This is a genomic window from Brytella acorum (assembly GCF_029309905.1).
GTDB classification, from domain to species: Bacteria; Pseudomonadota; Alphaproteobacteria; order Acetobacterales; family Acetobacteraceae; genus Brytella; species Brytella acorum.
Genome location: NZ_JARBJP010000002.1, coordinates 557,308 through 583,559, shown reverse-complemented (window position 1 = coordinate 583,559; position 26,252 = coordinate 557,308). Strand labels below are relative to the sequence as shown.

The window sequence follows — 26,252 nt, the reverse complement described above, 5'->3', positions numbered from 1 at the left end:
GTTTCCGAAGTTAGGGCTGCTTTTCAAAAGCACCTGCGATCGTCAGTGTGACGTTGTCACCGACCATGGGTACATATTTTGAAACGCCGAATTCGCTGCGGTGAATGACGCCTCTGGCTTCAAATCCGACTGTATAGGCTTTATCCATCGGATTGACTCCCGCGCCGATGAAACGCGCCTTCAGGGTTACGGGACGCGTGATGCCATGAAGGGTGAGATGTCCGTCAATCGTCGCCGTCTCCGCGCCGGTTGCCGTCACTTTCGTTGAAACGAAGTGCGCTTCCGGGTATTTCGCGGCGTCGAACCAGTCGGCGGCCTTGAGTTCGTCCGTCAGACGGTCGCTGGTCGTCTGAACCGTATCGATCTTCACGGAAACATCGAGTTTCGAAGCGGCGGGCCTGGCAGGATCGAGAACAAGCGTGCCCGTCGCACCGGAGAACAGACCGCTATAGGGGGTGAAGCCGAAATGCAGCAGGGAAAAACCAACCTGCGTATGTCCCGGCTCGACCGTATAGACGCCGGACCGGACCTCGGCGGCCTGAGCCACAGGCGTGACCGTCAAAGCCAGCGCGATGAGAAGAGCTGGTATTTTTTTCATGAAGATAATCCTTCAGCGCTTTGAACTAAAAATATTTTCTGTTGATCAAGGCGACAAACGGAAAACGCCTCGCCCACGGCGGAATCGCTATGAGTGCCCGTACCGCAGGCCGCCCTCGAGACGGGACTGAGTGGTTCGAAGACCATATATCAGTCTGTCCTGCCCGTGGCCGACGAATTTCGAGCGGGTCCACCGCATCCTGTCACGCCGGATCATCAGCCTGCTTATGGATTTGATCTCCATGCTGTGTACCCGACGCGGCGCCACGTCCCATTGAAGCTGCGCGCAAGGATCGACTACCCTGCCTCAAGTTGCGGCGCGGTCCCTCCCGGGGGCGTGGCCTTCCCCCGGGGATCCTCTGATCTCCTGGCATCGAGGAGATCCACCATGTCAAACGCCGTGCCGGAGGTTCTCGTCCTCGGGGCCGGAGTGTCGGGACTCGTCACCGCCGTCACACTGGCGGAACGCGGTGCCAGGATTACCTTGCGTGAAATCGGCCCGAAAGTCGGCAGCGGAGCGTCGTGGTTCGCAGGCGGCATGCTGGCGCCCTGGTGCGAGGCGGAATCCGCGCCAGCCGAAGTCACGCGGGATTCCATCATGTCGGTTGGATGGTGGGCGCAACATGTGCCCGATGTCACACGTCACGGAACGCTCGTGCTTGCCCCGCCGCGCGACACCCCGGAACTTTCGCGTTTCGGACGAAAGACCAGCCATTTCGAGGTCATAGGCGGACAGCAGATCGCAGCGCTCGAACCGGATCTTGAGGACCGCTTCGACAAGGCCCTTTTCTTCGCGGGAGAGGCGCATGTCGATCCGCGCCGCGCGCTGCCAGCGCTGCGGGAGCGGCTTCAGTCTCTGGGCGGGAAGATTATATTCTCAGCTTCCAGGGAAGGGGGTGAGACAGACTTCGACTGGCGCATCGATTGCACGGGCATTGCCGCGCGGTCGAGCCTCGGCAACCTGCGCGGCGTACGTGGCGAGATGCTGCTCCTCCGATGCCGGGACGTGACGTTACGCCGTCCCGTCCGGATGCTGCATCCCCGCATTCCGGTTTATATCGTGCCCAGGGCGGAGGGAATCTTTATGGTCGGAGCGACCATGATGGAAAGTGACGATACCGGCGCCATCACCGTGCGATCCATGACGGATCTGCTGAACGCGGTCTACACGCTGCATCCTGCCTTTGCCGATGCTGAAATCGTCGAAGCGGGCGTGGGCCTCAGACCGTCCTTTCCCGACAACATTCCGCGCGTCGTGCGCGACGGGCGAACGGTCCACGTCAACGGCATGTATCGACATGGATTCCTGTTATCGCCGGCGCGCGCCGAAGAAGTGAAAAACATCATTTTTGACAGATGAAACATTGGCAATGAGACACATCGCCTCCATGTTACACAAGGAAGGGGAGAACCATGCAGATCCAGGTCAATGACGAAATGCATGATGTCCATTCCGAAATACTTGCGGACATCCTTGATGAGCTGGGTTACGGCGCGGCGCGCATCGCAACGGCGGTTGACGGCACGTTCGTGCCCGCGTCGCGTCGCGCGGCTTTCCGCCTGCCTCCCCATGCGCGTCTCGAAATTGTCGCGCCCATGCAGGGAGGATGATCCATGTTGTTCTATGGTGAGGAATTGCGTTCGCGCCTCATGCTGGGTACCGCGCAATATGATAGTCCGTCGATCCTGGCGGATGCCGTGCGTGAGGGTAATCCGGGGCTGGTGACCGTATCCCTGCGGCGTGAAGCCGCTGGCGCGATGGCCGGACAGGCCTTCTGGGAACTGATCAAGGCCTTCGGGATTCCTGTGCTGCCCAATACGGCGGGCTGCCATACCGTGAAAGAAGCGGTCACAACCGCGCATATGGCGCGGGAAGTTTTCGATACGGACTGGGTGAAGCTCGAAGTGATCGGGCAGGGCGACCTGCTTCAGCCGGACGTTTTTGCCCTGGTGGAAGCCGCGCGCATCCTGACCGAGGACGGGTTCAAGGTCTTCCCCTATACGACGGAAGATCTCGTCGTCGCCGAACGTCTTCTCCGGGCAGGCTGTGAGGTTCTGATGCCGTGGGGCGCGCCGATCGGTTCGGGCAGGGGACTGAACAACCTCTTCGGCCTACGCGCCATGCGGGGCCATTTCCCCGGCATTCCGATGGTCGTCGATGCGGGGATCGGAAGGCCATCCCACGCTGTGGCGGCCTTCGAGCTTGGCTTTGACGCCATTCTGATCAACACCGCCGTGGCCAAAGCGGGTGATCCGGTCACGATGGCGCGAGCTTTCCGCCTGGCCTGCGAGATCGGCCTCGATGCCTTTGCGGCCGATCCTATGCCCGAACGTGACATGGCCGTTCCTTCAACGCCCACTCTTGGAAAGGCCATGCTCGACGCATGACACGTCTTCCTTCTCCCATCTATCCTGTCGTCGACCATCCACGGTGGGTTCATATCCTCGGCGGCGCTGGCGCGCGATTCATCCAGCTGCGCCTGAAGGAGCTTGCTCCTGAAGCGCTCCGCTCGCAGGTGATCGAGGCGCAGGAAGCGGCGGCGCGACACAATGTTTGCCTGGTTCTCAATGATTACTGGGAACTCGCCGTGGAGCTTGGGATCGATTACATTCATCTCGGCCAGGAAGATCTGGATACCGCCGATCTCAGGCAGGTTCGCGCCAGCGGCATTCGCCTGGGTGTTTCGACCCATTCCCACGAGGAACTCCATCGCGCGCTCGCCATCAACCCGGATTACATCGCGCTTGGCCCCATCTGGGAAACGAAGCTCAAGAAAATGGTCTGGGCCCCTCAGGGTACTGAACGGATCACCGAATGGCGCGCTTTATGCGGTGATATCCCGCTCGTGGCCATTGGCGGCATAACCTGCGAACGCATGGTCAGTTGCCTGCGTGCCGGTGCGGACAGCGTGGCGGCTGTTTCAGACTTCATTCGTGTGCCGGATCCCGAGCGGCAGGTCGGGCGCTGGCTGGTCGCGGCTGAAAAGACAGGCGGCTCCCAAAACTAAAAACCCGTTGAGCGTTGTTTCTTTTGAGCGCGACGAGTCGACCTCGTAGCGCTCGTCAGATATTGTTGTGATGAACGAAGGAGAGACTGACGCATGAGTGTGACCGGGCTGGCAGCTGTACTTCTGGCGCTTGCTCTTCTGCTCGTTCTGGTCAGTCTTATCCAGCCGCTCTCCAGACGGTTCGAGATTTCGGAGGCGGTTCTTCTCGCGATTGCCGGAATTTTCCTTGGTGGTATGGCGGCTCTCGTGCTGCGGTCTTCCACAACCGAGCTGTTCGATGGCGCGGCGGAAACACTGCTTGATTTTCCGGTCAACAGCGAGTCGTTTCTGCTGATTTTCCTGCCGATCCTGGTCTTCCAGGGCGCGATCGCCATCGACGTACGACGACTGGCGCACGAAGCGGCTACCGTATTGCTGCTTGCTGTCGTGGCTGTCGTTGTCTCGACGGCGTTGATCGGACTGGCTCTGTATCCGCTTTCGAACGGGCAATCTCTTGTGGTCTGCCTGCTCCTTGGTTCGATCGTGGCCACTACCGATCCCTCGGCCGTTGCCGGTATTTTCCGTGATATCGGCGCCGCGACCCGCCTGACACGCCTTGTGGAAGGGGAAGCCCTGCTCAATGACGCCGCAGCCATAGCGATCTTCTCGATCCTGCTGGCTGCCGTCACATCGCATCATGAGATTCATTTCGGCGGCGCCATTATCGACTTCGGCGTGTCATTCGGCGGTGCGATCGTCGTGGGTGTCATCATTGCCCGGCTGACGCTTCTATGCTGCGCGGCGCTGGGCGGTCTGCCCGCCGCGGAGATGTCGCTGACCCTGGCGCTCCCCTACATCGTTTATATTCTATGCGATGAATTTCTCGGGTTTTCCGGTGTCGTCGCCGTCGCAGCAGCCGGCCTTACCGTTTCCGCCTACGGTCCGTCGACGTTCCGCCCCAATGTCTGGCGCTTCCTGACCGAATTGTGGGAGCAACTGGTCTTCTGGGCGGGCTCACTTCTGTTCCTGCTGGCGGCGCTCCTCGTGCCGCGTCTGATGATCGGCACCACGCGCTGGGACTGCCTGCTCATTCTCGTTGCGAGCGTGGCTGGCCTTCTGGCGCGAGGATCGGTCGTGTTCGGTCTGCTTCCGGTTCTGGCCGCCGCCCGGCTTTCTCCTCCAGTACCGACGCCGTTCAAGATCACGATGGTCTGGGGCGGTCTTCGCGGCGCCATCACATTGGCGCTTGCGTTGGCCGTCACGGAAAATCGAAGCGTTTCAACGCAGGTCGCGCATTTCGTCGGCATCATCGCAACGGGCTTCGTTCTCGTCACACTTCTGCTTAACGGCACGACGCTGCGTTATCTCGTGATCTTCCTGAAACTCGACCAGCTTTCGCCGATCGATCAGGCGCTGCGCCATCAGGTTCTGGGCATCGGTCTCAATCACGTCGCGGAACGCACGGGAGAAGTGGCGGGAGAGCTTGGGTTCAGCGCGACATCACAGAAGAACGTGATCCGGGAAATCGAGCATCGCGCCGAAGATGAACGGGCCGCCAATACGTTCGACACGGCGATCAGCGACCGACAACGTGTGGTGCTCGCCCTGATTACCATCGCGGATCAGGAACGTTCCCTGCTTCTCGATATTTTCCGCATTCAGGGCCTTTCCAGACGCGTCATGGAAACCTTGCTGCGAACCGCTGAATCCATGGTGGACGGCGCTCGTCTGGAGGGGCGCTTCGGATATGTTCGCGCCTTGCGTCGTCGCCTTCAGCCGGGCGCGCGTTTTCGGATTGCTCAGTTTCTCCACCGGCGGTTCCATATCGACACACCTCTGATGTATTCGATGATGGAGCGCTTCGAGATGCTGATGATCGCGCATCTCGTCTCGCTCTCACTGCTCCGTTTCATGCATGAACGTCTCGAACCCACCCTGGGCTCCCGAGTCAGCGAGATCGTCTCCGAGGTGCTTGGTCGGCAGCGGCGTATGCTGGACGACGCATTGGAGACGTTGCGCCTGCACTACCACGGCTATTCCGAAGCCCTGGAAAGCCGCATCCTGCAACAGATTTCGCTCCGTCTCGAAGCGGAAGAATACGACGCCCTGCATGACGACAATCTGATTACCGACGAAATTTATCGTGAATTACTGCGCGATATCGAGAAGCGTTCCCATCGCCTTTCGATGCCGCCGCGCTTTGATCTCAAAAGCGGTATCGAGCAGAGGTTACGCGCTTTTCCTGCATTTCGCGGTGTGCCGGACGCTCCGTTGCACGAACTTACCAAGAGCATTTCGCTGCATTTTGCGTCACCGGGCGAGGTGCTTCTCAGACGTGGCGGCAAAATCAAGACGATCTACGCGGTGATTGCAGGGCTGGCGGAATTGCATCTCCCGGAACAGGATATCCAGTTCGGAGCTGGTGACATGATCGGCGCGGCCGCCCTGATCCATGGTCTTCCAGCCCGAGGCACGGTGCGCTCGCTGCAATTCGGCCACCTGCTGGCTATTCCCGCCAGCAAGTTTGAAGACCTTCTAAGGCGCTATCCGATTGTTCAGCGCACCATCGATCACAGACACGAAGATCGCGTTCAGGGCCGTCAGATGCCGACGACGCCCAGTGGCGAAAGCGTGGAAACGCTCGTGAAAGACACGCGGATCATTGCCGATATGATTTCAGCAAACACCGGGCATACGGGGAGCTGACTGGATAGCCCGTCACTCCCCGTGACCTTGTCTTCAGGCACTCTCGTCGCGCGTGAACTGCTGGCGGAAAATGCGACTGATTGCGAAAAGAGCGATTGTTCCCGCGATCCCCAGGGCGACATGCAATAGCCAGAAACGCGTCCATGGCATTTTGGTCACGAGCCCCGCGACCTTGCCTGCCACGAGATTTCCGACAAACAGATGAAGAGAGTAACTCGCGACGACCGTCGCGCTGATGGCGGCAGGAGCAACTCTTGAAAATAAGGCCATTCCTGTGGCGTAACACAGGCCGAAGCCGACGTCGTTGACCAGATGGAAACCGATTCCCCACAAAAGACTTACGCTGTGAAGACCCGGCTGGAGCCAGGAGCCCAGTGCGAGCAGGAGTGGCGCGAGCGAACAGACAGTAGAACCGATCAGGATCTTTGGCATTTCGCCGGGATCGGGTCGACGCCTGTTCCAGGCGCGCCAGAACCAGATAATACCCAACACCGTAAACGTGCTTACAAAGCCATCAAGTGATACCAACCAACTTGTCGGCATACGGAACCCCAGAATTTCAAGCTGATAGGCCTGATCGCCCCAGAGCAAATACCCATTGAAGATGTCGGTGTTTGATAATGTGGCGATCGCCAGGACCGGCAAAAGCACTCCCAATGCCAGAAGGCTTTTCCTGTCCGACGGCGTGAAAGGCACGCTTGCAGGGCGCAGATGCATCGGCTGATCCCGAGGCAGAAAACGGCAGCCGAAAAGATAGACGTTCAATCCAATGAACATTCCGATCCCGGAGGTCAGAAAACCGGCATGCCAGCCATACCGGGTCGCCACCGTTCCGCACAGGGCAGGGGACAGAATTGCGGCGCCCTGAATGCCAAGGACAAACAGCTGATAAGCGTCGGCGCGACGCGGGTCGTTTCCAGGATACAGCGCTCCGACCTGTGCCGGAAGGATGCCACGCGTGCAGCCCAGCCCGACAAGAAGCAGAAGAAGACCTAGGAGAAAGGTCTGGTCAACAGCCAGGCCCAGCAATCCGGCGACGAGCAGCGTGCCGCCAATGATCACGGTTCGGATACGTCCGAGACGCCAATCCGCCATGAAGCCGCCCAGTAAAGGCGTGGCGTAAATCAGGCTAAGGAAAAGCCCGGTAATCGCGGCCGCGATCGCGCTGGGTGACGCAGCGCCATAGAGGCTTCGAATAAGGGGGAGGAATAGACCCATACCCCACACATGGTCCGCGACATTCGGATGCAGCAGATAGCTTACGAGATACAGAACGAGAAGCGACTCAAAGCCGTAGAGCGAGAAGGCAAGTCCCGCTTCGGTCGTCACGAGGACCCAGAGGCCCGTCGGGTGTCGAATGGACGCGACAGGCATGGGGAACGCGTCCGAAGGCGCAGTTCCGTCGGGAAGGGGATCCGGCAAGAGGAAAGTTCCTTTATTGCGACCTGACAAACGTCCGTTGTTCGGCAACTTCCCAACGCTGACAAGGAAAAACATGGCAGAGGGGGGAGAGGTGGCGAAATGCCATAAACAGCGGACATGTAGAATAAGAGGTGGATGGGGGAGGTCTCGTGGCAATTTGCCATGTCGCGAGCCAGCGAAGAGACCTATGGCTTTTTGCCACTGGTCCTATGGCAAAAAGCCATAGGTAGAGCTTTGAGCGCGATCATTGGATTGAGCACGAATTTCAATTTCACCGCCTATGGCGCTTTGCCAATATCTGCAAAGATCGAAAATCAAAACATTCGGCGGCGAGTGCGCGAACTTATCTGCGTTCGACAGTTGTACGTTAGTTCGATAAGATATATTATGCCAACTTATATACTTGGCAATCCTACCTGACGCAGGACGTGGCTCTCTACGTCAGGCTCCTGAGAAACGTCAGACACACGAAAAGAGCGCCTAATCGGCGCGATAAACACCCAGTTCCCGGCCGGTCTGCTGATCAACCTCTCTCAGGCTCACACCATACCCCCATAAATCGGCAAGATGAGCCAGAGTGAGACGTGCATCCGTCGGGTCCAACAATCGTCCGGCAAGCGTGCGATGCTCCAGGCGCAGAACACGGTCGCCCTGCATGTCCGCCCCGACGATTTCGATTTCCTCAGCCAGCGCGCCCGGATCGTAAGACGCCGCAACCGTGCGCCGGATGTCCCGGTAGCCGTCTTCGTTATGGATGGCGTCGACCAGGAGGTAGGGCTCGGAGAGGTTGTCCGTCAGCCTGAAGAGCTTCAGATCCCGGATCACCTTCGGCGATAGAAACTGCTGGATGAAGCTCTCGTCCCGATACTCCGCCCAACCGAACTTCAGCGTGCCGATCGGATCGCCGTTTCCGGCGATGTCCGGAAACCAGCGCCGATCTTCCTCGGTCGGGGTAGCGCAGATGCGGGCGATATCCGTCATCATGGCGAAGCCCAGCGCATAGGGATTGAAGTTCGGCCCCCCACCCTGATCGAAACCGAACTGGGCGATGACGTTCGTTGTGGAGTGAATGGTCTCGAGCATCGCCGAATCATCGATGAGCGACTTTTCATGAAGACGCCGCATGATGAAATCATGCACCCAGGTGGCGCAGCCCTCGTTCATGACCTTCGCCTGTAGCTGCGGGTAAAAATACTGCGCCGTCAGACGGACGATACGAATAATCTCGCGTTCCCAGGACTCCAGCCTGGGAGCATGCTTCTCCAGAAAATAGAGAAGATTTTCCTCCGGCATGCCTTGAGCGCCATCCTGCGCCGAAGAACTCTCCCTGTTCGGTGTCACAAGCTCGGCTTTGGGGACCGTACGCCACAGATCGTTGAAACGCTGGTCTTCGTATTCCCGCCGCTCCCGCGCGCGATCCGCCTCGGCGCGAAGATCCACACGCTTGTTGCCAAGGTGACGATCCACCCCCTGCCCTTGCAGGGCATGGGCAGCATCGAGAATGCGCTCGACCGCTTTTACGCCATATCGATCTTCACAGCGCGCGATATAGGAGCGCGCGAATTCGAGATAATCGAGGATCTGCGTCGGGTCCGTCCAGTCGCGGAACAGCCTGTTATTACGGAAAAAATGGTTATGCCCGAACGCCGCATGCGCGATGACCAACGCCTGCATCGTGGCGGAATTCTCCTCCATCAGATAGCTGATGCAGGGGCTGGAATTGATCACGACCTCGTAGGCAAGGCCCATCAACCCCCGCCGATAGGCATTTTCATGGGTCACGAAGCGCTTTCCGGCGGACCAGTGAGCATAACTCACGGGCATCCCGTGCGACGTGTAGACGTCCAGCATCTGTTCGGACGTGATGATCTCGATGCGGTTCGGGTAGACTTCCAGCCCGAGTTCATCAACGGCGATCTGTTCGATGGCGTCATAGCAGTTTCGAAGAATGTCGAAATTCCAGTCAGTTCCCGTATAAAGCATGAGGCATCACCTTCACGTTTCTGCTTCGCGTCGAGCGAACAGTTCGCGGAAAACGGGAAAAATTTCAGTCCGGTCGCGTACCTTGCGAATGGCCAGCTGCGGCTGGCTTTCCGCAAGGGTTCGATAGGCTCCCCACAGATCGCTATCGCTGCGTATGATGGCGCCGGAACCTGCGACCTCGATATAGGCGTAGTACTGGGAGAGCGGAAGAATCGCTTCCGTCAGAAGCTGCACGACCCTGGGTGTATCGGAGGAGATGTTGTCCCCGTCGGAGGTCTGCGCGACGTAGATATTCCATCGGTCGACCGGATAACGGGCTTTCTGAATGGCGAGCATCTGCTCGAGCGCCGTAGAGACGACTGTGCCTCCCGTTTTGGGGTCGGTAAAAAATGTCTCCTCATCGACTTCTTCCGCCGTTTCGGCATGGCGGATAAAGACAATGTCGAGCTTTTCGTAACGACGCTCCAGAAAGACGTGCAGCAACATGAAGAACTGCTTGCCCAGTTCTTTCATCTTCTCGGTCATCGAGCCCGAGACATCCATGATGCAGAACATCACAGCCTGCGTCGTTGGCTTGGGCACCGGCGTGAAACGACGATATCGCAGATCCACCGGATCGACCCAGGGAATACGCCGCATGCGCTGAGACTGGGCCAGGCGCTGCTCTCGCAGGAACTGAAGCCGCTCATAGCGCTCGTTGGAAAGAGGACGCTCTGCTTCCAGAACGTCGATCTCGCGTTCGATTTCTTCGAGCCCCTCGGGCTTGGGACGCCGCAGGCCCAGTCGGCGTGCGATGGAACGTCGCATCGTCCGGCCCATATCGAGTTGGGACGGCGCGCCTTCGGAACTATGGCCCGCCCGGCTGTTCGCGATCATCGTCGTTTCCGCGAGTTCGCGCTTCACCAGATCCGGAAGTTCGAGATCGTCGAAAAAGAGGTCCAGAAACTCCTCGCGCGACAACACGAAACGGTAGCTGTCCTCGCCTCCACCGTCTTCACTGGCCTCTCCCGAGCCACCACCGCCCTGCCCGCCTCCCGCGCCGCCCGGCGGTCGACGCAGCTTGTCTCCCGGCACGAATTCACGATTGCCCGGCAGAACGAACTGCCGCACACCTTCACTGAAAACGCGATGAAAACGCGGCTCGTGCAGCACGTCCGCCGGAATCGAGACCGTACTGCCCTGCCCGCTGTCGCGAATACGTCCCTGCGCCACCGCGTCGCGCACTGCACTCTGAACGGCCGTGCGGGCACGCTGAAGAACGCGCCGTCGGTTCTCCGTATTTTTACCGCGCGGGTTTGGTCGCCGATCGAGAATATCCATCGATTCTGCTCCGTTATCGGTGATAACGCGCGATCAGGCCGATTGCTTCACGCGCATATACCATTCGACCAACCGACGGACCTGTCGTTCCGTATAGCCCCGGGCCACCATCCGCTCGACGAATTCACCATGCTTGCGTTCGGTCTCTCCATCCTTTTTGGAACCGAAGCTGATGACGGGCAGAAGATCCTCGACCTGACTGAACATCCGCTTTTCGATGACGTCACGGATTTTTTCATAACTCGTCCATGAGGGATTGCGCCCCCCATGATTCGCCCGCGCCCTGAGAGAAAACTTCACGACCTCATTGCGGAAATCCTTGGGATTGGCGATCCCCGCTGGCTTCTCGGTCTTCGTCAACTCCGCGTTCAGCAGCTCCCGGTTGAGCAGTTGTCCGGTATCCGGGTCCTTGAAATCCTGGTCTTCGATCCAGGCATCGGCGTAATCCAGATAGCGGTCGAACAGGTTCTGCCCATAGTCGTGATAGCTTTCGAGATAGGCTTTCTGGATCTCGTGTCCAAGGAAATCAGCGTAACGACGGGCCAGTTCGGATTTGAGGACAGCGAGATAATTCGCTTCGATATCCGCAGGAAACTGTTCCCGACGGACCGCCTGCTCGAGCACGTACATCAGGTGCACGGGATCGGCGGAGATCTCGTTGGGATCGTGATTGAACGTCGCGGAAAGAACCTTGTAAGCAAAGCGCGTCGAGACGCCGTCCATGCCTTCATCGACACCGGCCGCATCCTTGTATTCCTGCATGGCCCGCGCCTTGGGGTCGGTCTCGCGGATGTTCTCGCCGTCATAGACCCGCATCTTCGCATATTGCGACGAGTTCGGATGCGGCTTGATGCGCGACAGGACGGCGAAGCGCGCCAGCATATCCAGCGTGTTGGGCGCGCAGGGCGCACCGCCAAGCGCCGAAGACTGGATGAGCTTCTCGTAGATTTTGGCTTCCTCCGTGACCCGGAGGCAGTAGGGCACCTTGATGACGCAGACGCGGTCGAGAAACGCCTCGTTCGTGCGGTTGTTACGGAAACTCTGCCATTCCGCTTCATTGGAATGGGCAAGAATGACGCCCGAGAAAGGGATCGCGCCGATATTCTCGGTTCCCACGTAATTGCCTTCCTGCGTTGCCGTGAGCAACGGGTGCAACATCTTGATGGGCGCCTTGAACATCTCGACGAATTCGAGAATCCCCTGGTTCGCGCGGTTCAGCCCCCCCGAGAAACTGTAGGCATCGGCATCATTCTGACTGAAATGCTCGAGCTGGCGGATGTCCACCTTGCCCACCAGCGCCGAGACATCCTGATTGTTGTCATCTCCCGGCTCCGTCTTGGCAATGGCAATTTGCCTAAGACGCGACGGAAAAATCTTCGTCACCGTGAAACGCGAGATATCGCCGTCGAATTCCTCCAGCCGCTTCAGCGCCCAGGGACTTGCGATCCCCGTCAGGATCCGCGCTGGTATGCCATATTGCGCTTCGAGCGCAGGCCCCATACGGACAGGATCGAACAGGCCGAACGGACTTTCGAAGATGGGGCTCATATGACGCCCCGCCTTGAGCACGTAGATCGGCTCATGCTCCATGAGCGACTTGAGACGCTCGCCCAGGGACGATTTTCCGCCGCCCACAGGCCCCAGCAGATAGAGGATCTGCTTGCGCTCCTCGAGACCCTGGGCCGCGTGCCGGAAGAAGCCGACAATCTGCTCGACGATTTCTTCCATGCCATAAAAATCTGAAAACGCGGGATAGGTGCGCATCGTGCGGTTCATGAAAATGCGGCCAAGACGCGGATCGCGTGAGGTATCGACCATCACCGGCTCTCCGATGGCCTTGAGCATCCGCTCCGCAGCACTTGCGTAGCAGGCGCTGTCCTCGCGACACAGATCAAGGAAAGCAGAGAGCGTCATCTCTGTTTCGCGTCGCTCATCGCGCATCGTGGAAGCCAAAGAGAAGACGTCAGACAACGAACCCATGAACTGAACTCTCCCTATGCAGAAGGTCAGATGTCGGCTCATCGGACATTCGAAAATGATGTTCCGATGGAAAACATCAGACACGTCTTATCTGTCACCACGGATCGGCACATGCCGAAATCCGGCAGGAACAATTTTCAGGAACACGTGAAAAGGGTCGGCAAACTCCCTTTCTTGACATGGCACTTTCAGGAAACTCAAAGGCTCCTGAAGTCCGCCGATTTCAGCAGGATCGCGCATCTCGCAACGGCGACCGTGTCGGGAACACCCGATTCGTTCAGGCTATGCCCATGAAGAGCCGGGATTCAACAAGAAAACGACGGCGGCGAAGATTCGCTGTCTCAGTGACTTTCCAGCACCATGCCGTCAAACCCCGGCTCGACGCCCTCGGGCAGTTCGTCACACAGCGTCCGATAGTCCATGTCGGGCCCCATATGCGTCAGAACCATCCGGCGTGGCCGGATGCGGGCCCTCCATTCGAGCACGAGATCGATCCATGCATGGGCGGGATGTGGGTCATGCTGGAAACAGCCGACGACCCAGGTATCGAGATTTGCGAGAGCGTCCAGCGTCCCATCATCGAAAAAATCGACATCGGTCGAGTACGCGAAGTCACCGCATCGCAGACCCAGAGAGCGAATACGCCCATGACGCTGCCCCAGTACCGAGAAGCCTAATCCGCACATCGCGACGAATTGGCGCTCCGCCACAATTTGGGGTTCCACCACCGGACGATAAAAGCCCTCCCCGTTCCATGGCTGAAAAACATAGGCAAAACGCGATTGCAGTTCAGCCATGGTTTCCGCATTGGCCGCGATCGGCAAAGGCGCGTCGATCACCCGGTTGATGGCCCGCAATTCATCCAGACCCGCCACATGATCACTATGGGGATGCGTGTAAAAAACGCCATGAACGGCCGAAATACGCGCGCTCAAAAGCTGCGAACGCAGATCCGGCCCGGTATCGACCAGCAGACGACGCCCGTCATCCCCCTCGATGACGATGGAAGAGCGGCTGCGGATGTTCCGTGGTTCCGAAGGGTCGCACTGCCCCCAAACCCCTGCTCCATCATCGCCGCCGACCATCGGCACGCCGGCCGAGCCACCGCATCCGAGGAGTGTAATTTTCATCGGGCGCGCTGAAACAGCCGGTAAAAATTGGCGGTCGTCAGGGCGCTCAAGGCTTCGATGGAAAGCCCCCTTTCCTGCGCGAGCCGGGCGGCCGTATAGGCGACGAAACCCGGTGTATTCGGCTTGCCGCGCTTGGGAACCGGCGCCAGAAAGGGCGCATCCGTCTCGACGAGCAGACGTTCGGCGGGAACGGTGCGGGCCACCTCGCGGATCGTGTCACATTTGGGAAATGTCAGCAGGCCGGAAAAACTGACATACCCTCCGAGCGCGATCGCGGCCTCGGCCAGAGCGGGGCCGGAGGCGAAACAGTGCAGCAGGAAAGGAAACGCGCCCTTCGTCTGATGCTCGTCGCGCAAAATCGCGATCACATCGTCATCCGCTTCGCGCGCATGAATGACGAGCGGCAGACCCGTCTTTCGAGCCGCGCCGATATGGGCACGAAAACTCTCCGCCTGACGTGGCCGGTGTGCCGGAGTGCCATGAAAATAGTCCAGACCGGACTCGCCAATCCCCACGACGCAGTCCGGCGCGGCCAGAGCCGCGATGTCGTCGGCGCTGACAAGCTCTTCCTCGTGCGCATGATCCGGATGCGTTCCGATCGCGCACCATATCCGCAATTCGGGCCGATCGAAACGCGTCAGGCCGATCTGCGTCGGCGCATGCGAAAGACGCGTGCCGATCGTCACCATCCCGCTCAGCCCCGCGTCTTGTGCGACCGCTAGGGCCGCCGGGACATCCTCGAAGCGATCGAGATGGCAATGACTGTCAATCAGTCCCGTCATTCGGAACTCTCCGGCGCGACATAACGCGGAAAAAGCCCCTGAGGCGCGGGCAGAACACGCCCCCCCGGCAGCGCGGTGTCCAGCGCGAGGAAGCTCCGCTCGTCGTCGTTCACGCTCAACTGCGTGAGCAGCTTGCCCATGCTGTCGGGCATGTAAGGCTGAAGAACGGTCGCGATGGCGCGGATCGCATCATGCAGAACCCTGAGAACGGCCGCCATGCGCTCGGGGTCCGTCTTGCGCAGCGTCCAGGGCGCCTGACGGTCGATATAGGAATTGCAGGCTCGAACGACTTTCCAGACCTCCTCGAGCCCATCCGTCAGGGCAAAACGGCTCATCTGGCTGCGCAGCAGGTCCGGCAGCAGGGAGGCCTGCGCCAGAAGCCCGGCGTCGTCTTCGGTCAATATGGGGCGTTCGGGCAGGACACCGCCCAGATTGCGGGCAATCTGGCTCAGGGTGCGTTGTGCCAAATTGCCAAGATCATTGGCCAGTTCCACATTGAGGCGATTGATGAGCGAGCGTCGGTTCAGGTCGGAGTCACCCCCGAACGGGACTTCGCGCAGCAGGAAGAAGCGGACGGGGTCCAGGCCGAATTCGGCGACCAGATCGCGCGGGTCCACCACGTTTCCGAGCGACTTGCTCATCTTCTCGCCTTCGATCGTCCACCAGCCATTGGACATGATCGCATGCGGAAGCTCGATGCCCGCCGCCATCAGGAAGGCTGGCCAGTAGACCGCATGAAACCGGATGATATCCTTGCCGACGAGATGCACGTTCGCGGGCCAGTAAGCCATTTTGGGCGCGGCCATGTCGGGATAGCCAAGAGCCGAAAGATAGTTCGCCAGGGCATCGAACCAGACATACATGACGTGGTCCGGATCGTTCGGAACGGGGATGCCCCATTTGAAGCTCGTCCGGCTGACGGAAAGATCGCGCAGCCCCTGCTTGACGAAGCTGGTGATTTCGCGACGCCGTGCTTCCGGGCCAATGAAATGCGGATGGCTCTCGTAATATTCGAGCAGCCTGTCCTGAAACGCCGAGAGACGGAAGAAATAGGACGGCTCGCGCAGCCATTCGACCGGCGCTCCCGTCGGCGCGACCTTCGTGCCGTCCGGTCGGGTGACGAGTTCGTCCTCGCTGTAAAAGCACTCGTCGCGCAGTGCGTACCAGCCTTCATAGGCATCCAGATAGATATGCCCGTTTGCCGCGACTTTCTCCCACAGGGACTGCGCCGCTTGCTTATGGCGCGGCTCCGTCGTGCGGATATAATCGTCGTAAGAAATGTTCATCGCGTCGGCCATAGCACGGAAATCGCCTGAAATCCGGTCCGTGAAGGCTTGCGTATCGACGCCCGCTGCCTGCGCGGCCTGTTCGACTTTCTGCCCGTGCTCGTCCGTCCCCGTAAGGAAGAGGACGTCGCGACCGTCGAGGCGATGGAACCGCGCGAGCACATCCGCGGCAACCGAGGTGTAGGCATGACCGATATGCGGCGCACCGTTGACGTAATAGATCGGGGTGGTGACGTAATAGCGCGCGGTCATAACTCACTCACAATTGCGGCCGCCTGCAGAACGGCCTGTGTCTTGTCCAGATTGAAGCGCCCGGTTTCCCGGCGCAGGGCCGAAAGAGCAGCATAACCCGCCGCCATGCGCGCGGCTTCCGTGGTTCGATCTCCCAGAGCCATCTCGCGCGCGCGCCTCGTCATCGCGTCTCCTAGCAGATCACAGAGCAGCGCAAAACCATCGTCCTGACGCGCGATCGCTTCCGCCTGCTCCACCGTGACCCGGGGAGCGTCTCGACCCAGCCACTCGGCCACCTGGCGCTGGATCGCCCCATCGCGATCCAGCGCGAGAAATGCAGCCCGCCCAGGCGCACCGTGAGCCGTTGCGAGCAATCGGGGCATATCCTGCGCATCATAACCCATCGTCTGCAGGACCGCGCGCATATCCACGTCCGCCAGGGGTTGAAGCGCCAGGCCGCGGCAGCGACTTCGGATCGTCGGCAATAAACCGCCGGGCGACGCCGTCACCAGAAAAAACGCGACCTGCGCGGGCGGTTCTTCAAGAAGCTTGAGCAAACCATTGGCCGCGTGCCGGTTCATGAATTCCGCGCCATCCACGATCACGACCCGCCAGCCGCCTTCGGCCGCGGTGCGATGCAGGAAGGACTGGATCGGTCGCACGTCGTCGGCGACGATTTCGGGACGAAGCCGTCCCTTACGTTCATCAACCCCACGTCCGATGACCATCAGATCCGCATGCGTCCCCGCCGTGACCCGACGGCCCGCGGGACTGCCGGAGTCCGTCGCTTTCAGCAGGACGCGCGCGAGATGAAAGGCCAGCGTCGCCTTGCCGATGCCAGCCGGGCCGTGCAGAAGCCACGCATGGTGAAGGCGTCCCGATGCCAGGGCGTCGAGGAAAAGCTGCACCGCGGCCTCATGGCCGCGCACGGTGAACGTCTCGCGGGGCGAGAGCGATCCCGACATGCTCATCCCTTCAGGCGCGCCTCCAGGCACGCCGTCGCACAATCATAAATCGTTTGCGCGACCTCGTCCGGAGCGCGGACACCGTTCACAACTCGCATACGTACGGGCTCGGCGGCGGCGATGGCCGCAAAACCCGCTTCCACACGTTCATGAAAAGCGACGCTTTCCGCCTCATAGCGATCCGTGCGTCCCCCACGCGCGGCCAGCCGGTCCATACCGGTCTCCAGCGGCACCGTGAGAAGGAAGGTGAGGTCCGGCTCAAACGCCAGCAATCGGCGAATATCCGCGATGAACGACAGAATTGCCTGCTCTGCGCGTCCAACCCCGTAGCCCTGATAGGTCACCGTTGAGTCATGGAAGCGATCGCATACGACGACGGCGCCCCGCTCGATGGCCGGACGGATCAGATTGTCGATATGGTCGGCGCGCGCGGCCATATGGCCGAGCACCTGCGCTTTCCATGATAACGGCGCCGCACCGAACAGCAGCACTTCACGCAGGGCTTCGGCACCAGGCGTGCCACCCGGTTCACGCGTCAGGACAACTTCATGTCCGGCCTGCCGGAGCCTCTCGGCCAGAAGGCGGGACTGCGTCGTTTTTCCCGCGCCTTCCCCGCCTTCGAATGTGATGAACAACCCGTCAGACACGCCCGGGCTTAACCATGCGCTGTCGGCGCGTGGCCAAGACGCGCCAGCGCACGCCCTACAACGCCAAGCTGCGGAATACTCGCACTCGCCACCAGATCCACCCGCACATCCGTCATGCCGGGATTCTTCAGCACGAGCGCTCCGAGCGTCTGGCCATGCTGGACAGGGGCCATGACGGGCGACTGGTAATCAACACCCAGATGGCTGCGCTGCTGCCAGCCATGAGGCAGCGTCATGACGACATCGCGCGTCGTCACCAGTCCGACATCCGCTTTCTCACCCATCCAGACGGGGACGCGATCGACTTCCTGTCCCTTGCGGAAAAGCGTGACGTTCTCGAAATTGGCGAAAGCCCAGCCGAGCAGACGCTCGCCTTCATGAGCACGCTCATTCATCGACGACGTTCCGTTGATCGTCATGACGATACGATTGCCGTTGCGATCCGAGCTCGCGCACAATCCATAACCACCGGCATCCGTGTGGCCGGTCTTCAGACCATCCGCGAGGCCCTTGTCCACGAGAACGTTGCGATTGCCCTGCTTGATGTTGTTGTAGGTGAAATCGCTGGCGGAAAAATAATGATAGTATTCGGGATAATCACGGATCAGGTGAATGGCGAGCGTCGTAACATCGCGCGCCGTCATATAGTGATTGTCCTCGGGCCAGCCCGTGCAGTTCAGAAAATGCGAGTTCGTCAGACCGATCTTGGCCGCCGTGTCATTCATGAGCGTGGCGAACTGCTCCTCCGATCCGGCAATACCTTCCGCCAGAACGATACAGGCGTCATTGCCCGACTGAATCACCATACCTTCGATCAGCGCTGAAACGGGTACGGCCTGTCCCAGCGGCACGAACATCTTCGAGCCCTGCATGCGCCAGGCCTTCTCGCTGACCGGCAGGCTCTGATCGGCGCTCAGACGACCGCTCTTCAGCATGCCGAACACGATATAGGCCGTCATCAGCTTCGTCAGCGAGGACGGCGCCATGCGCTCATCGGCCGCCTTTTCCAGCAGGACCGCGCCCGTATTGTAATCGACGATACAGGCCCACCGCGCGACCGTATCGACAGGACCGATCGGCGTGTTCGCGGGCGGTCCTCCAGCGGCGGGCGGCGGGCTGGCGCCGTCCGCACTGGCCGCTGCTTTCGCGCGTCCCGCCGAATGAGCGTGGTGTGGGCGCGCGAACGCCAGACCGGAAAATGCGACGAGCCCCGCCGCGCCACTGAGAAGATAGCGTCTAGTCTGCACGTTTCACCTTATTCGACCACGATCCGCGCTCCGGCGATGCCACAGCCATGGGCCTGCGCCAAGGCATTATCCGCTTCGGCCACAGTTGCAAGCGGTCCTTTCACAACCAGCCAGTTCAGTCCGCGTCCGGCTTCAGCCGATGTCGTCACGGCCGCGCCGCAGCGCAGCGCCACCTGTGTCGCGGCCGCCCGTCCGGCAAAGCTTCCGAACTGGATGGCATACGATACCGGCTGCGCATATCCCGCCATCACCTGCACCGGCAGATTCTCCAGAACCAGCCCGCCGGACGAACGCCCCCATGCCGATTCGTGCGAACCGACGCTACGCGCCGCGCCGCCTTTCCCGTCGAGAGACTCTGCCACCACGTCGCCGCGCGGCGCTGATGCGATATCCAGCTTCGGCGCGTCGGGGCTCGCCTCGGCCATCGCCCGGCTCGCAGGTTCGTCGACGATCAGTTCCACCGGAGCCGGTTGCTGACTCATAATACCCAGCAGTTCGGCCACTTTCGGCGTCACCGCGACCAGACGACCGCTCGATCGCGGCCCGCGTTCATTCAGGCGGATCCGTACGGTGCGACCATTGGAGATGTTCCGCAACGTCACGACGGCAGGCAGTTGCAGGGTCTGGTGTGCGCCCGTCATCGACCCGGCGTTCCAGATCTCCCCATCGGCCGTCAAATGGGGCGTCGTATCGGTTTCGCGAATCGCGAGCCCCGTCTGACGAAGCTCGAACGATTCCGCCGGGTAGAACCAGCCGTCCTGCCCCTGCCACCCCTTTCCGATCACGTAATGAGGATGACTGACCAGAAGTGGTGCGGAACGCTGGCATGCCGTGAATACGGAAAGAACAGCCAGGACGCCGGTCAGTCGAAGGTTACGCCACCGCATAGCCAAGCAGCCCCACACCCAGCGCATAGAAATCCGAGGGATTATAGCGTCGGATCACGTTGAAGTTTTTGTACACGATGAACGCCTCCCCACCTGCGCCGTCGGGCCGGAGAAGCGCCCCCTGAACGTCCGGCCTTGAGAACGCCGAACCATCGGCACGACGCACGCCGAGCGCGGCCCACTGGGCCAGAGACTGAACATTCCCTCGCCCCGTGATCGTCTGCGCGATGTCGCGGGTAAGCGTCACCGGCTGTCCCCAGGGCGCACCGGCGACCCAGCCGCATCGTTTCAGATAATTGGCGATGGACGCGAACACGTCGGCTTCGCTTTTCCAGATGTCGCGTCGCCCGTCGCCATCGCCATCCACCGCATAGCTGAGATAGGCGCTTGGCATGAATTGCGGCTGCCCCATGGCGCCGGCATAAGACCCCATCATGCCCTCCGGCGTGATGTCCCGGTCATTGAGAATCCGCAGGGCCTTGAGCAGTTCACTGCGAAAAAAACTGGCGCGACGACCGTCATAGGCCAGCGTCGCCAGGGCATCGATGACCGAGAAAGTGCCGATTTTCCGACCAAAACCGGATTCGAGCCCCCAGATACCGACGATGACACGGGCGTCCACGCCGTATTGACGCTCGATCCGGGCAAGAAGCGAGTCGCGCGCCCGAAAAGCGGCCTGCCCCTCGGTAATACGCGACGGGCTGATGACCCGCTGCCGATACTGCGCCCAGGTCAGGGTGAACTCCGGCTGGTGACGATCGAGTTTCAGAACATGCGCATTGGGCGCTTGAGTCATGGCGAGCGCGCGCCCGACGATCTGGGCGTTCAGCCCATCGGCCAGGGCCTGTCGGCGAATGGATGCGAGAAAGTTCTCATAACGACCCGGGATCGCCGGAGCGGCGAGGCCACGAGCACTCGAAACGACACCGATGGTCGGAGCCACAACGGAACAGGACGCGACGAACGCGCGACGGTTGAGCATGATCGTGTGCATGTCCATGCAAAAGGGATGGCGCGGTCTGGCCGCTCTGCGCAGCCTACGGCGCAAGGGCCTGAGACACCATAGGCAATCACGTCCGCCTCCGTCCGCCGCGCCTGCATTCCTTATCGCTTTGAAATCTGACGGCACTTGCGTTTTGCGAGTTGCATGTCAAACCCGCCCGGTCATGAGCATCTCGTCTCCCTTCCATGAACCGGCCTGCGCCACGCGCTCTCTCTCTCAGGGCCCCGCATGCGGGAGGTTTCGCGCGCAGTGAATACGTTCTGGATGGTTCTGACACAGACGGCTCAGGGATCCTGGCTCGCGACATGGTGGGCCAAGGGGCTTACGATCATCATCGGGACGTTCATCCTCGAGGACGCAACGACCATTCTCGCGGCGATGGCGTGCGAAGATGGCAAGCTTGAGCGTCCGATCGCGCTGATTTCACTGTATATCGGCGTCGCGTTCGGCGATGTCCTGCTTTACGGTCTGGGCGCCCTGGGGGCGAAATGGACGCCGTTCCAACGTTGGATTACGTTGCCCAAACATGACCGAGGCCACGAATGGTTCTCCCGTCACGTGGTCAAGACCGTCATTGTCAGCCGCTTCATTCCGGGCGCCAGACTGCCCCTTTACACGGCCTGTGGGTTCTTCCGGGCGCCACTGGGGCGCTTCGCGCTCAGTGCCGTCGGAGCCACGCTGGTCTGGACATCCATCCTTTTCACCGTATCAGAACATGTCGGCAACTGGATGGAAGCCCACTTGCAAGGCTGGCGTTGGGTGGGAATGGCTGGTTTCGTCATAACGATCATTTTTGTGAGTCGGCTGATTGCGCGGCTTCAAAGTTTCAGCGACTGATGGGGCGATGCTACAGATTTATGACACCACCGAGGACCTGAACGCGCCAGAGCCAGACGCGGACGCGACGGCCCATCCGCTTTCGCTTTTCGAGTTCTGGCCCGGTTCCGTGTTCTACACACCCATCGTACTTTACTGGATTGCGATGGGCATCCGATATGGTGATTTCAGCATCCCCAGCGCCGCCAATCCCCACATCGAAACCGGGGGACTGTGCGGTGAACGCAAGACCGACATTCTCGACCTCGCGGGTCCCCTGGCCCGGCAGTGGATCGCTCCTTACATCGCGATCACGCTCGACAAACGCCATCGCGAGCAGGATGAGGTGCGCGCGCGCACCGCGATGAAAGACGCCGGGATTGGTTTCCCCGTCGTCGTCAAGCCGGATATCGGCTGCAATGGCACCGGCGTGAAACTCGTCCGTCACCCTGAAGATCTTGCATCGGTTCTGGCGCAATACCCCGGCAGCGTGCGGATCGTGCTTCAGAAGCTTATCGATCGCCCGATCGAAGCCGGCATTTTCTACATCCGGCACCCCGATGAAGCGAACGGACGCATTACGTCCATCACCTACAAGGACGTTCCCCACGTCATGGGAGATGGCGTTTCATCCATCGAGCAACTCATCATGCGCGATCGCCGGATGAGCCTCGTTCCCGAAATTTACCTTCCGCGCCTCGGCGACCGGCGCCATCACGTTCCGGCTCCCGGGCAGAGAGTCGAACTCGTCTTTACCGGCAACCACTGCAAGGGATCCGTATTTCGCGACGGCCGCGCCGATACCACGCCGGAATTGACCGCGCGCTTGGACGCCCTGATCAAGGACATTCCGGATTTCCACTTCGGCCGCATCGATGTCAAAGCCGATTCGATCGATGCGCTGAAAAGGGGAGAAGACTTCGAGATTATAGAGATCAACGGAGTCGGGTCGGAGGCGACCCATATATGGGACCGCAGAACGACCCTGTGGGAAGCTTATCGCGCGCAGTTCGAGCACTACAGCGCCACATTCCGCATCGGCGCCGCGAACCGCGCGCGAGGTTGGAAAACATGCGGCGCGTTCACGATGTTGCGGGCCTGGCGCAAGCAGCGCCGGATGCTCGCCTCCTACCCGCTGAACGATTGACCGCGTTCAACCCCCGCCCAGCGCGCCTCCGAAAATATAATTGCTGACCTGCTGCTCCAGCGAAAGCTGATCGCGCGTGTCCGATATGACCGCACCCGCCGCCAGCGATTCAACGGCTTTGCCCGGCGTGATCTCCAGAGCGTTATCGGACGTCATCGTCGGTGCGACGATTCCAAGAACGCTATCCTTCGGCAGGTGAAGCCGGGAATCGACCACGAAGGCGACATCGGCAAGCTGGGTCGCCGGATCGAGGGTGATGTCACGGACCCGCCCGACCTCAACCCCCGCCAGAAGAACCTTGGCGCCAGCGTGCAGCCCATTAGCCGAGTTGAAACGGGCATGCAGCTCCGTCCCCCCCGCAATGCGACCGTGTTTCTGCGCGTCCGCATAAATACTGAAGCCGCACGCAACCCCGAGCACGAGAGCACTCGCGAGAATCGCCCCGCCCCGCTTTCCAGCAGCCATTTGCCTCGTCTCCTCGCGCAATCAATCTTCATGGGTCTTCGCGTGCCCGCATCGGACGGTCAAGCGGGGTTGCAGCATTCGCGTGCGTGGTGCACGAGAGAGCGCATCCGTCGGTATCATGTCCGACGCATGGCCCGCCATCCGGGCCCCTGAACCAAACGGATCGCCATGACACTTGCCCAGGCCCTTTTTCTCGCCGTTCTGCAGGGTGTTACCGAACTCTTCCCGATCAGCAGCCTTGGTCACGCCGTTCTCATCCCTGCCCTTCTCCACTGGCATATCGATGAAAACGATCCCCTTTTCCTGCCGTTCCTGACGATGCTGCATTTCGGAACGCTGGTCGCCCTCCTGCTGGTTTTCGCCAGCGACTGGATTGCGATCATCGGTGGTGCGCTGGGACGTCACGGCCAGGCGCGACGGGAGCAGTCGATCCGGATTCTGGTCCTGCTGGTCGTAGGCACTCTGCCTCTCGTCGTGGTCGGAGGCGTATTTGAGCACAGGCTGCGCTCTTTTTTCGGCGCACCGCTCATCGTTGCCGTTTTCCTGATGGTGAACGGCTTCCTGCTATTTGCAACGGAATGGCTCAGAAGCTTGAAAGGCCGTCAGCCCCAGCGCGCGATTTCCGATATGTCGGCTGGAGACGCCCTGACGATCGGCCTGTGGCAATGTCTCGCGCTCTTCCCGGGAATTTCACGCTCCGGCGTGACCATGAACGGCGGTCTGCTGCGCGGCCTCGATCACGAGACCGCAGCCAAATTTTCCTTCCTGCTCGCACAGCCGGCCATTCTGGCCGCGACGGTTCATCAGGCGTTCAAGCTTCGGCATGTAACCATACCCCATGACGTCATGATCCAGTCCTGTCTGGCGGCGATCGTGGCCGGTGTCACGGCCGTGATCAGTACATTGACCCTTCTGCGGTATTTCCGGGGTCACGATCGCTGGGCGCTGACGCCCTTCGCATTCTATTGCCTGGGCGCAGGTTTCATTTCGATCGTATTACTCGTGTTCTGACGCGAGTCTCTGTTTCCCTCGCCGCAACGTTGCGGCATGTTAGGCCCATGACAGATTTGCGACAGGCCTGACCCTTATGGCACCCCACCCCTCGGCGCGGCCGGAATCCGCGCGTCGCAAACCTCTCGAACAGATCATGACCGAGTTTCAGACGCACGGTCTGAAACGTTCCCTGACCGCAACGCAACTGGTCCTGCTCGGGGTCGGGTCCACGATCGGGGCGGGTATCTACGTCATGACGGGCACGGCGGCCGCCCAGTATGCCGGGCCGTCGATCCTGCTCTCCTTCATCGTGGCGGCGCTCGCATGCCTCTTCACGGCTTTTTCTTACGGTGAACTCGCGTCATGCATGCCGGTATCCGGCTCCGCCTATTCCTATGCTTACGTCTCCATGGGCGAACGGGCGGCGTGGACAGTAGGATGGCTGCTTCTTCTGGAATACGGAATTTCCTGCGCGGCAGTCGCGTCGGGACTTTCAGGCTATGCGACCAGCCTGTTGTCCGGATTCGGATTGCATGTTCCGGCGGCTCTGAGCCAGGCGACGCTCCAGACGCTCCCCGGTAGTAATGGCGAGGCCATCGGAGCCGGCTGGAGGCTCGATTTCGTTGCGGTCTTCGCGATCGCCCTCGTCGCAGCTTTCCTTGCGAAGGGCGTGCAGGAATCCGCCCGGATCAACACGATTATCGTCTGTGTCAAGGTCGGCGTTCTCTTCGTCTTCATGGGCTTTGGCCTATTCGCCCTTCACCCTGAATACTGGCACCCGTTCATCCCCCCTTCGGAAGGCGGTTTCCGGTTCGGCATTCCCGGCATCTTTCGCGGCGCCTCCGTCATATTCTTTGCCTATGTCGGCTTCGAAGCGGTCTCGACCGCGGCGTCGGAAGCGCGCAATCCGACACGGGACGTACCGATCGGCATTATCGGCAGTCTGCTCATCTGCACGCTGGTCTATATCTCTGTCGCGTCCGTATTGATTGGTGTCGTTCCGTACAGAGACCTCAACGTGGCCGATCCCCTGGCCGTGGCGGTGCGGGCCATGCACCAGCCATGGCTTGCCCTACTCGTCAACATTGGCGCGACCGTCGGTCTGTGCTCGGTTCTGATGGGGCTGATGTATGGTCAGATTCGCATCTTCTTTACGATGTCGCATGACGGGCTCGTATCCCCGCTGTTCGGACGTGTACATCCGCGCTTCCAGACGCCCGTGATCGGCACCATTCTCGTCGCCTGCATGGTCGCGTTCGCTTCCGCCGTCCTGCCAATAGACATCATCAGTGATCTCGTAAGTCTCGGAACCGCATCCGCTTTCGGGATCGTGTGTTTCACCGTAATCTGGCAGCGGAATGCCCGTCCCGACATGGACCGTCCGTTCACCGTACCTCTGGGCGGGATCACCATCGGTGGAATCTGGATTGGAACCGCCCCCGCGCTTGGGATATTCTTCGCGCTTGTGATGACCGTTCCCCTGTTCGTCGACGTATTCAACGCCCTGTTCAAAGGCAATCCGGTCCCCGCGGGGCTCCTCATGACTTATGTCGGCGTCGGCATCGCGGTCTATCTTGGCTATGGTCGTCGACATTCCAAAATGGGAAAGCTGGCGGACTGACCTCCGCCACCTTTCAGCAGATCCCTGAGGCAGACCA

At 60.3% G+C, this 26,252-nt stretch carries 23 protein-coding genes; 9 read left to right on the top strand and 14 right to left on the bottom strand.

From position 1 onward, the window contains the following. Positions 1-10: 10 nt before the first annotated feature. Positions 11-598, bottom strand: a complete 588-nt coding sequence (locus PWM43_RS06010) for a YceI family protein (RefSeq protein WP_289841642.1) — start codon at positions 596-598, stop codon at positions 11-13. Positions 599-985: 387 nt separating this feature from the next. Here PWM43_RS06010 and thiO point away from each other — a divergent pair, with 387 nt between their 5' ends. The 5 genes from thiO (at position 986) to PWM43_RS05985 (ending at position 6,290) form a co-directional block, all read left to right on the top strand. Continuing rightward, positions 986-1,957: a glycine oxidase ThiO gene (gene thiO, locus PWM43_RS06005; RefSeq protein ID WP_289841641.1), complete on the top strand. Its 972-nt coding sequence runs from the start codon at positions 986-988 to the stop codon at positions 1,955-1,957. 53 nt (positions 1,958-2,010) lie between these two features. Beyond that, positions 2,011-2,208, top strand: coding sequence for a sulfur carrier protein ThiS (gene thiS / locus PWM43_RS06000; protein ID WP_289841640.1), 198 nt, complete (start codon positions 2,011-2,013; stop codon positions 2,206-2,208). Positions 2,209-2,211: 3 nt separating this feature from the next. Continuing rightward, positions 2,212-2,985 (top strand): thiazole synthase, encoded by a 774-nt coding sequence (locus PWM43_RS05995; protein WP_289841639.1) that lies wholly within the window; start codon positions 2,212-2,214, stop codon positions 2,983-2,985. Continuing rightward, a complete protein-coding gene (gene thiE, locus PWM43_RS05990; RefSeq protein WP_289841638.1) occupies positions 2,982-3,605 on the top strand; it encodes a thiamine phosphate synthase in 624 nt (207 codons plus the stop codon). Before PWM43_RS05995 ends, thiE begins: the two co-directional genes overlap by 4 nt. Positions 3,606-3,698: 93 nt before the next feature. Next, complete coding sequence (locus PWM43_RS05985; protein ID WP_289841637.1) at positions 3,699-6,290, top strand: cation:proton antiporter; 2,592 nt, start codon at positions 3,699-3,701, stop codon at positions 6,288-6,290. Positions 6,291-6,323: 33 nt separating this feature from the next. On the opposite strand, the gene PWM43_RS05980 is transcribed toward PWM43_RS05985, so the two are convergent. The 12 genes from PWM43_RS05980 to PWM43_RS05925 form a co-directional block, all read right to left on the bottom strand. After that, a complete protein-coding gene (locus PWM43_RS05980) occupies positions 6,324-7,664 on the bottom strand; it encodes a POT-type proton-dependent oligopeptide transporter (protein ID WP_289841636.1) in 1,341 nt (446 codons plus the stop codon). Positions 7,665-8,192: 528 nt separating this feature from the next. Further along, a complete protein-coding gene (locus PWM43_RS05975; RefSeq protein WP_289841635.1) occupies positions 8,193-9,695 on the bottom strand; it encodes a SpoVR family protein in 1,503 nt (500 codons plus the stop codon). A 12-nt stretch (positions 9,696-9,707) separates the two neighbouring features. Next, positions 9,708-11,015 carry a YeaH/YhbH family protein gene (locus tag PWM43_RS05970; protein WP_289841634.1) on the bottom strand — a complete coding sequence of 436 codons (1,308 nt, stop codon included), beginning with the start codon at positions 11,013-11,015 and terminating at the stop codon, positions 9,708-9,710. A 33-nt stretch (positions 11,016-11,048) separates the two neighbouring features. Beyond that, complete coding sequence (locus tag PWM43_RS05965; RefSeq protein WP_289841633.1) at positions 11,049-12,995, bottom strand: PrkA family serine protein kinase; 1,947 nt, start codon at positions 12,993-12,995, stop codon at positions 11,049-11,051. Positions 12,996-13,336: 341 nt separating this feature from the next. Then, the gene (locus tag PWM43_RS05960) at positions 13,337-14,125 is read right to left on the bottom strand and encodes an MBL fold metallo-hydrolase (protein WP_289841632.1); all 789 of its coding nucleotides are present in this window, start codon (positions 14,123-14,125) and stop codon (positions 13,337-13,339) included. Next, a complete protein-coding gene (locus PWM43_RS05955) occupies positions 14,122-14,907 on the bottom strand; it encodes a TatD family hydrolase (protein WP_289841631.1) in 786 nt (261 codons plus the stop codon). The genes PWM43_RS05960 and PWM43_RS05955 overlap by 4 nt, the downstream gene beginning before the upstream one ends. Then, complete coding sequence (metG, locus tag PWM43_RS05950; RefSeq protein WP_289841630.1) at positions 14,904-16,445, bottom strand: methionine--tRNA ligase; 1,542 nt, start codon at positions 16,443-16,445, stop codon at positions 14,904-14,906. Before metG ends, PWM43_RS05955 begins: the two co-directional genes overlap by 4 nt. Continuing rightward, a complete protein-coding gene (locus tag PWM43_RS05945; RefSeq protein ID WP_394356038.1) occupies positions 16,442-17,389 on the bottom strand; it encodes a DNA polymerase III subunit delta' in 948 nt (315 codons plus the stop codon). Before PWM43_RS05945 ends, metG begins: the two co-directional genes overlap by 4 nt. 2 nt (positions 17,390-17,391) lie before the next feature. After that, the gene (gene tmk, locus PWM43_RS05940; protein ID WP_289841628.1) at positions 17,392-18,036 is read right to left on the bottom strand and encodes a dTMP kinase; all 645 of its coding nucleotides are present in this window, start codon (positions 18,034-18,036) and stop codon (positions 17,392-17,394) included. Between the two features lie 8 nt (positions 18,037-18,044). Then, positions 18,045-19,283 carry a D-alanyl-D-alanine carboxypeptidase family protein gene (locus tag PWM43_RS05935; protein ID WP_289841627.1) on the bottom strand — a complete coding sequence of 413 codons (1,239 nt, stop codon included), beginning with the start codon at positions 19,281-19,283 and terminating at the stop codon, positions 18,045-18,047. A gap of 8 nt (positions 19,284-19,291) precedes the next feature. Beyond that, entirely contained in the window at positions 19,292-20,170 is an 879-nt protein-coding gene (locus PWM43_RS05930; RefSeq protein ID WP_289841626.1) for a septal ring lytic transglycosylase RlpA family protein, read from the bottom strand. After that, positions 20,157-21,152 (bottom strand): lytic murein transglycosylase, encoded by a 996-nt coding sequence (locus tag PWM43_RS05925; RefSeq protein WP_289841625.1) that lies wholly within the window; start codon positions 21,150-21,152, stop codon positions 20,157-20,159. Before PWM43_RS05925 ends, PWM43_RS05930 begins: the two co-directional genes overlap by 14 nt. A gap of 285 nt (positions 21,153-21,437) precedes the next feature. Here PWM43_RS05925 and PWM43_RS05920 point away from each other — a divergent pair, with 285 nt between their 5' ends. Together PWM43_RS05920 and PWM43_RS05915 are read left to right on the top strand one after the other, a co-directional pair. Beyond that, positions 21,438-22,010 carry a DedA family protein gene (locus tag PWM43_RS05920; protein WP_289841756.1) on the top strand — a complete coding sequence of 191 codons (573 nt, stop codon included), beginning with the start codon at positions 21,438-21,440 and terminating at the stop codon, positions 22,008-22,010. 7 nt (positions 22,011-22,017) lie between these two features. Then, the gene (locus PWM43_RS05915; RefSeq protein ID WP_289841624.1) at positions 22,018-23,136 is read left to right on the top strand and encodes an ATP-grasp domain-containing protein; all 1,119 of its coding nucleotides are present in this window, start codon (positions 22,018-22,020) and stop codon (positions 23,134-23,136) included. 6 nt (positions 23,137-23,142) lie between these two features. On the opposite strand, the gene PWM43_RS05910 is transcribed toward PWM43_RS05915, so the two are convergent. Beyond that, positions 23,143-23,601 (bottom strand): MlaD family protein, encoded by a 459-nt coding sequence (locus PWM43_RS05910; RefSeq protein ID WP_289841623.1) that lies wholly within the window; start codon positions 23,599-23,601, stop codon positions 23,143-23,145. A 168-nt stretch (positions 23,602-23,769) separates the two neighbouring features. Between PWM43_RS05910 and PWM43_RS05905 the strand changes: the two genes are divergently transcribed. Both PWM43_RS05905 and PWM43_RS05900 read left to right on the top strand, forming a co-directional pair. Further along, complete coding sequence (locus PWM43_RS05905; protein ID WP_289841622.1) at positions 23,770-24,612, top strand: undecaprenyl-diphosphate phosphatase; 843 nt, start codon at positions 23,770-23,772, stop codon at positions 24,610-24,612. 136 nt (positions 24,613-24,748) lie between these two features. Beyond that, positions 24,749-26,215, top strand: coding sequence for an APC family permease (locus tag PWM43_RS05900; RefSeq protein ID WP_289841621.1), 1,467 nt, complete (start codon positions 24,749-24,751; stop codon positions 26,213-26,215). The last annotated feature ends 37 nt before the right edge of the window (positions 26,216-26,252 follow it).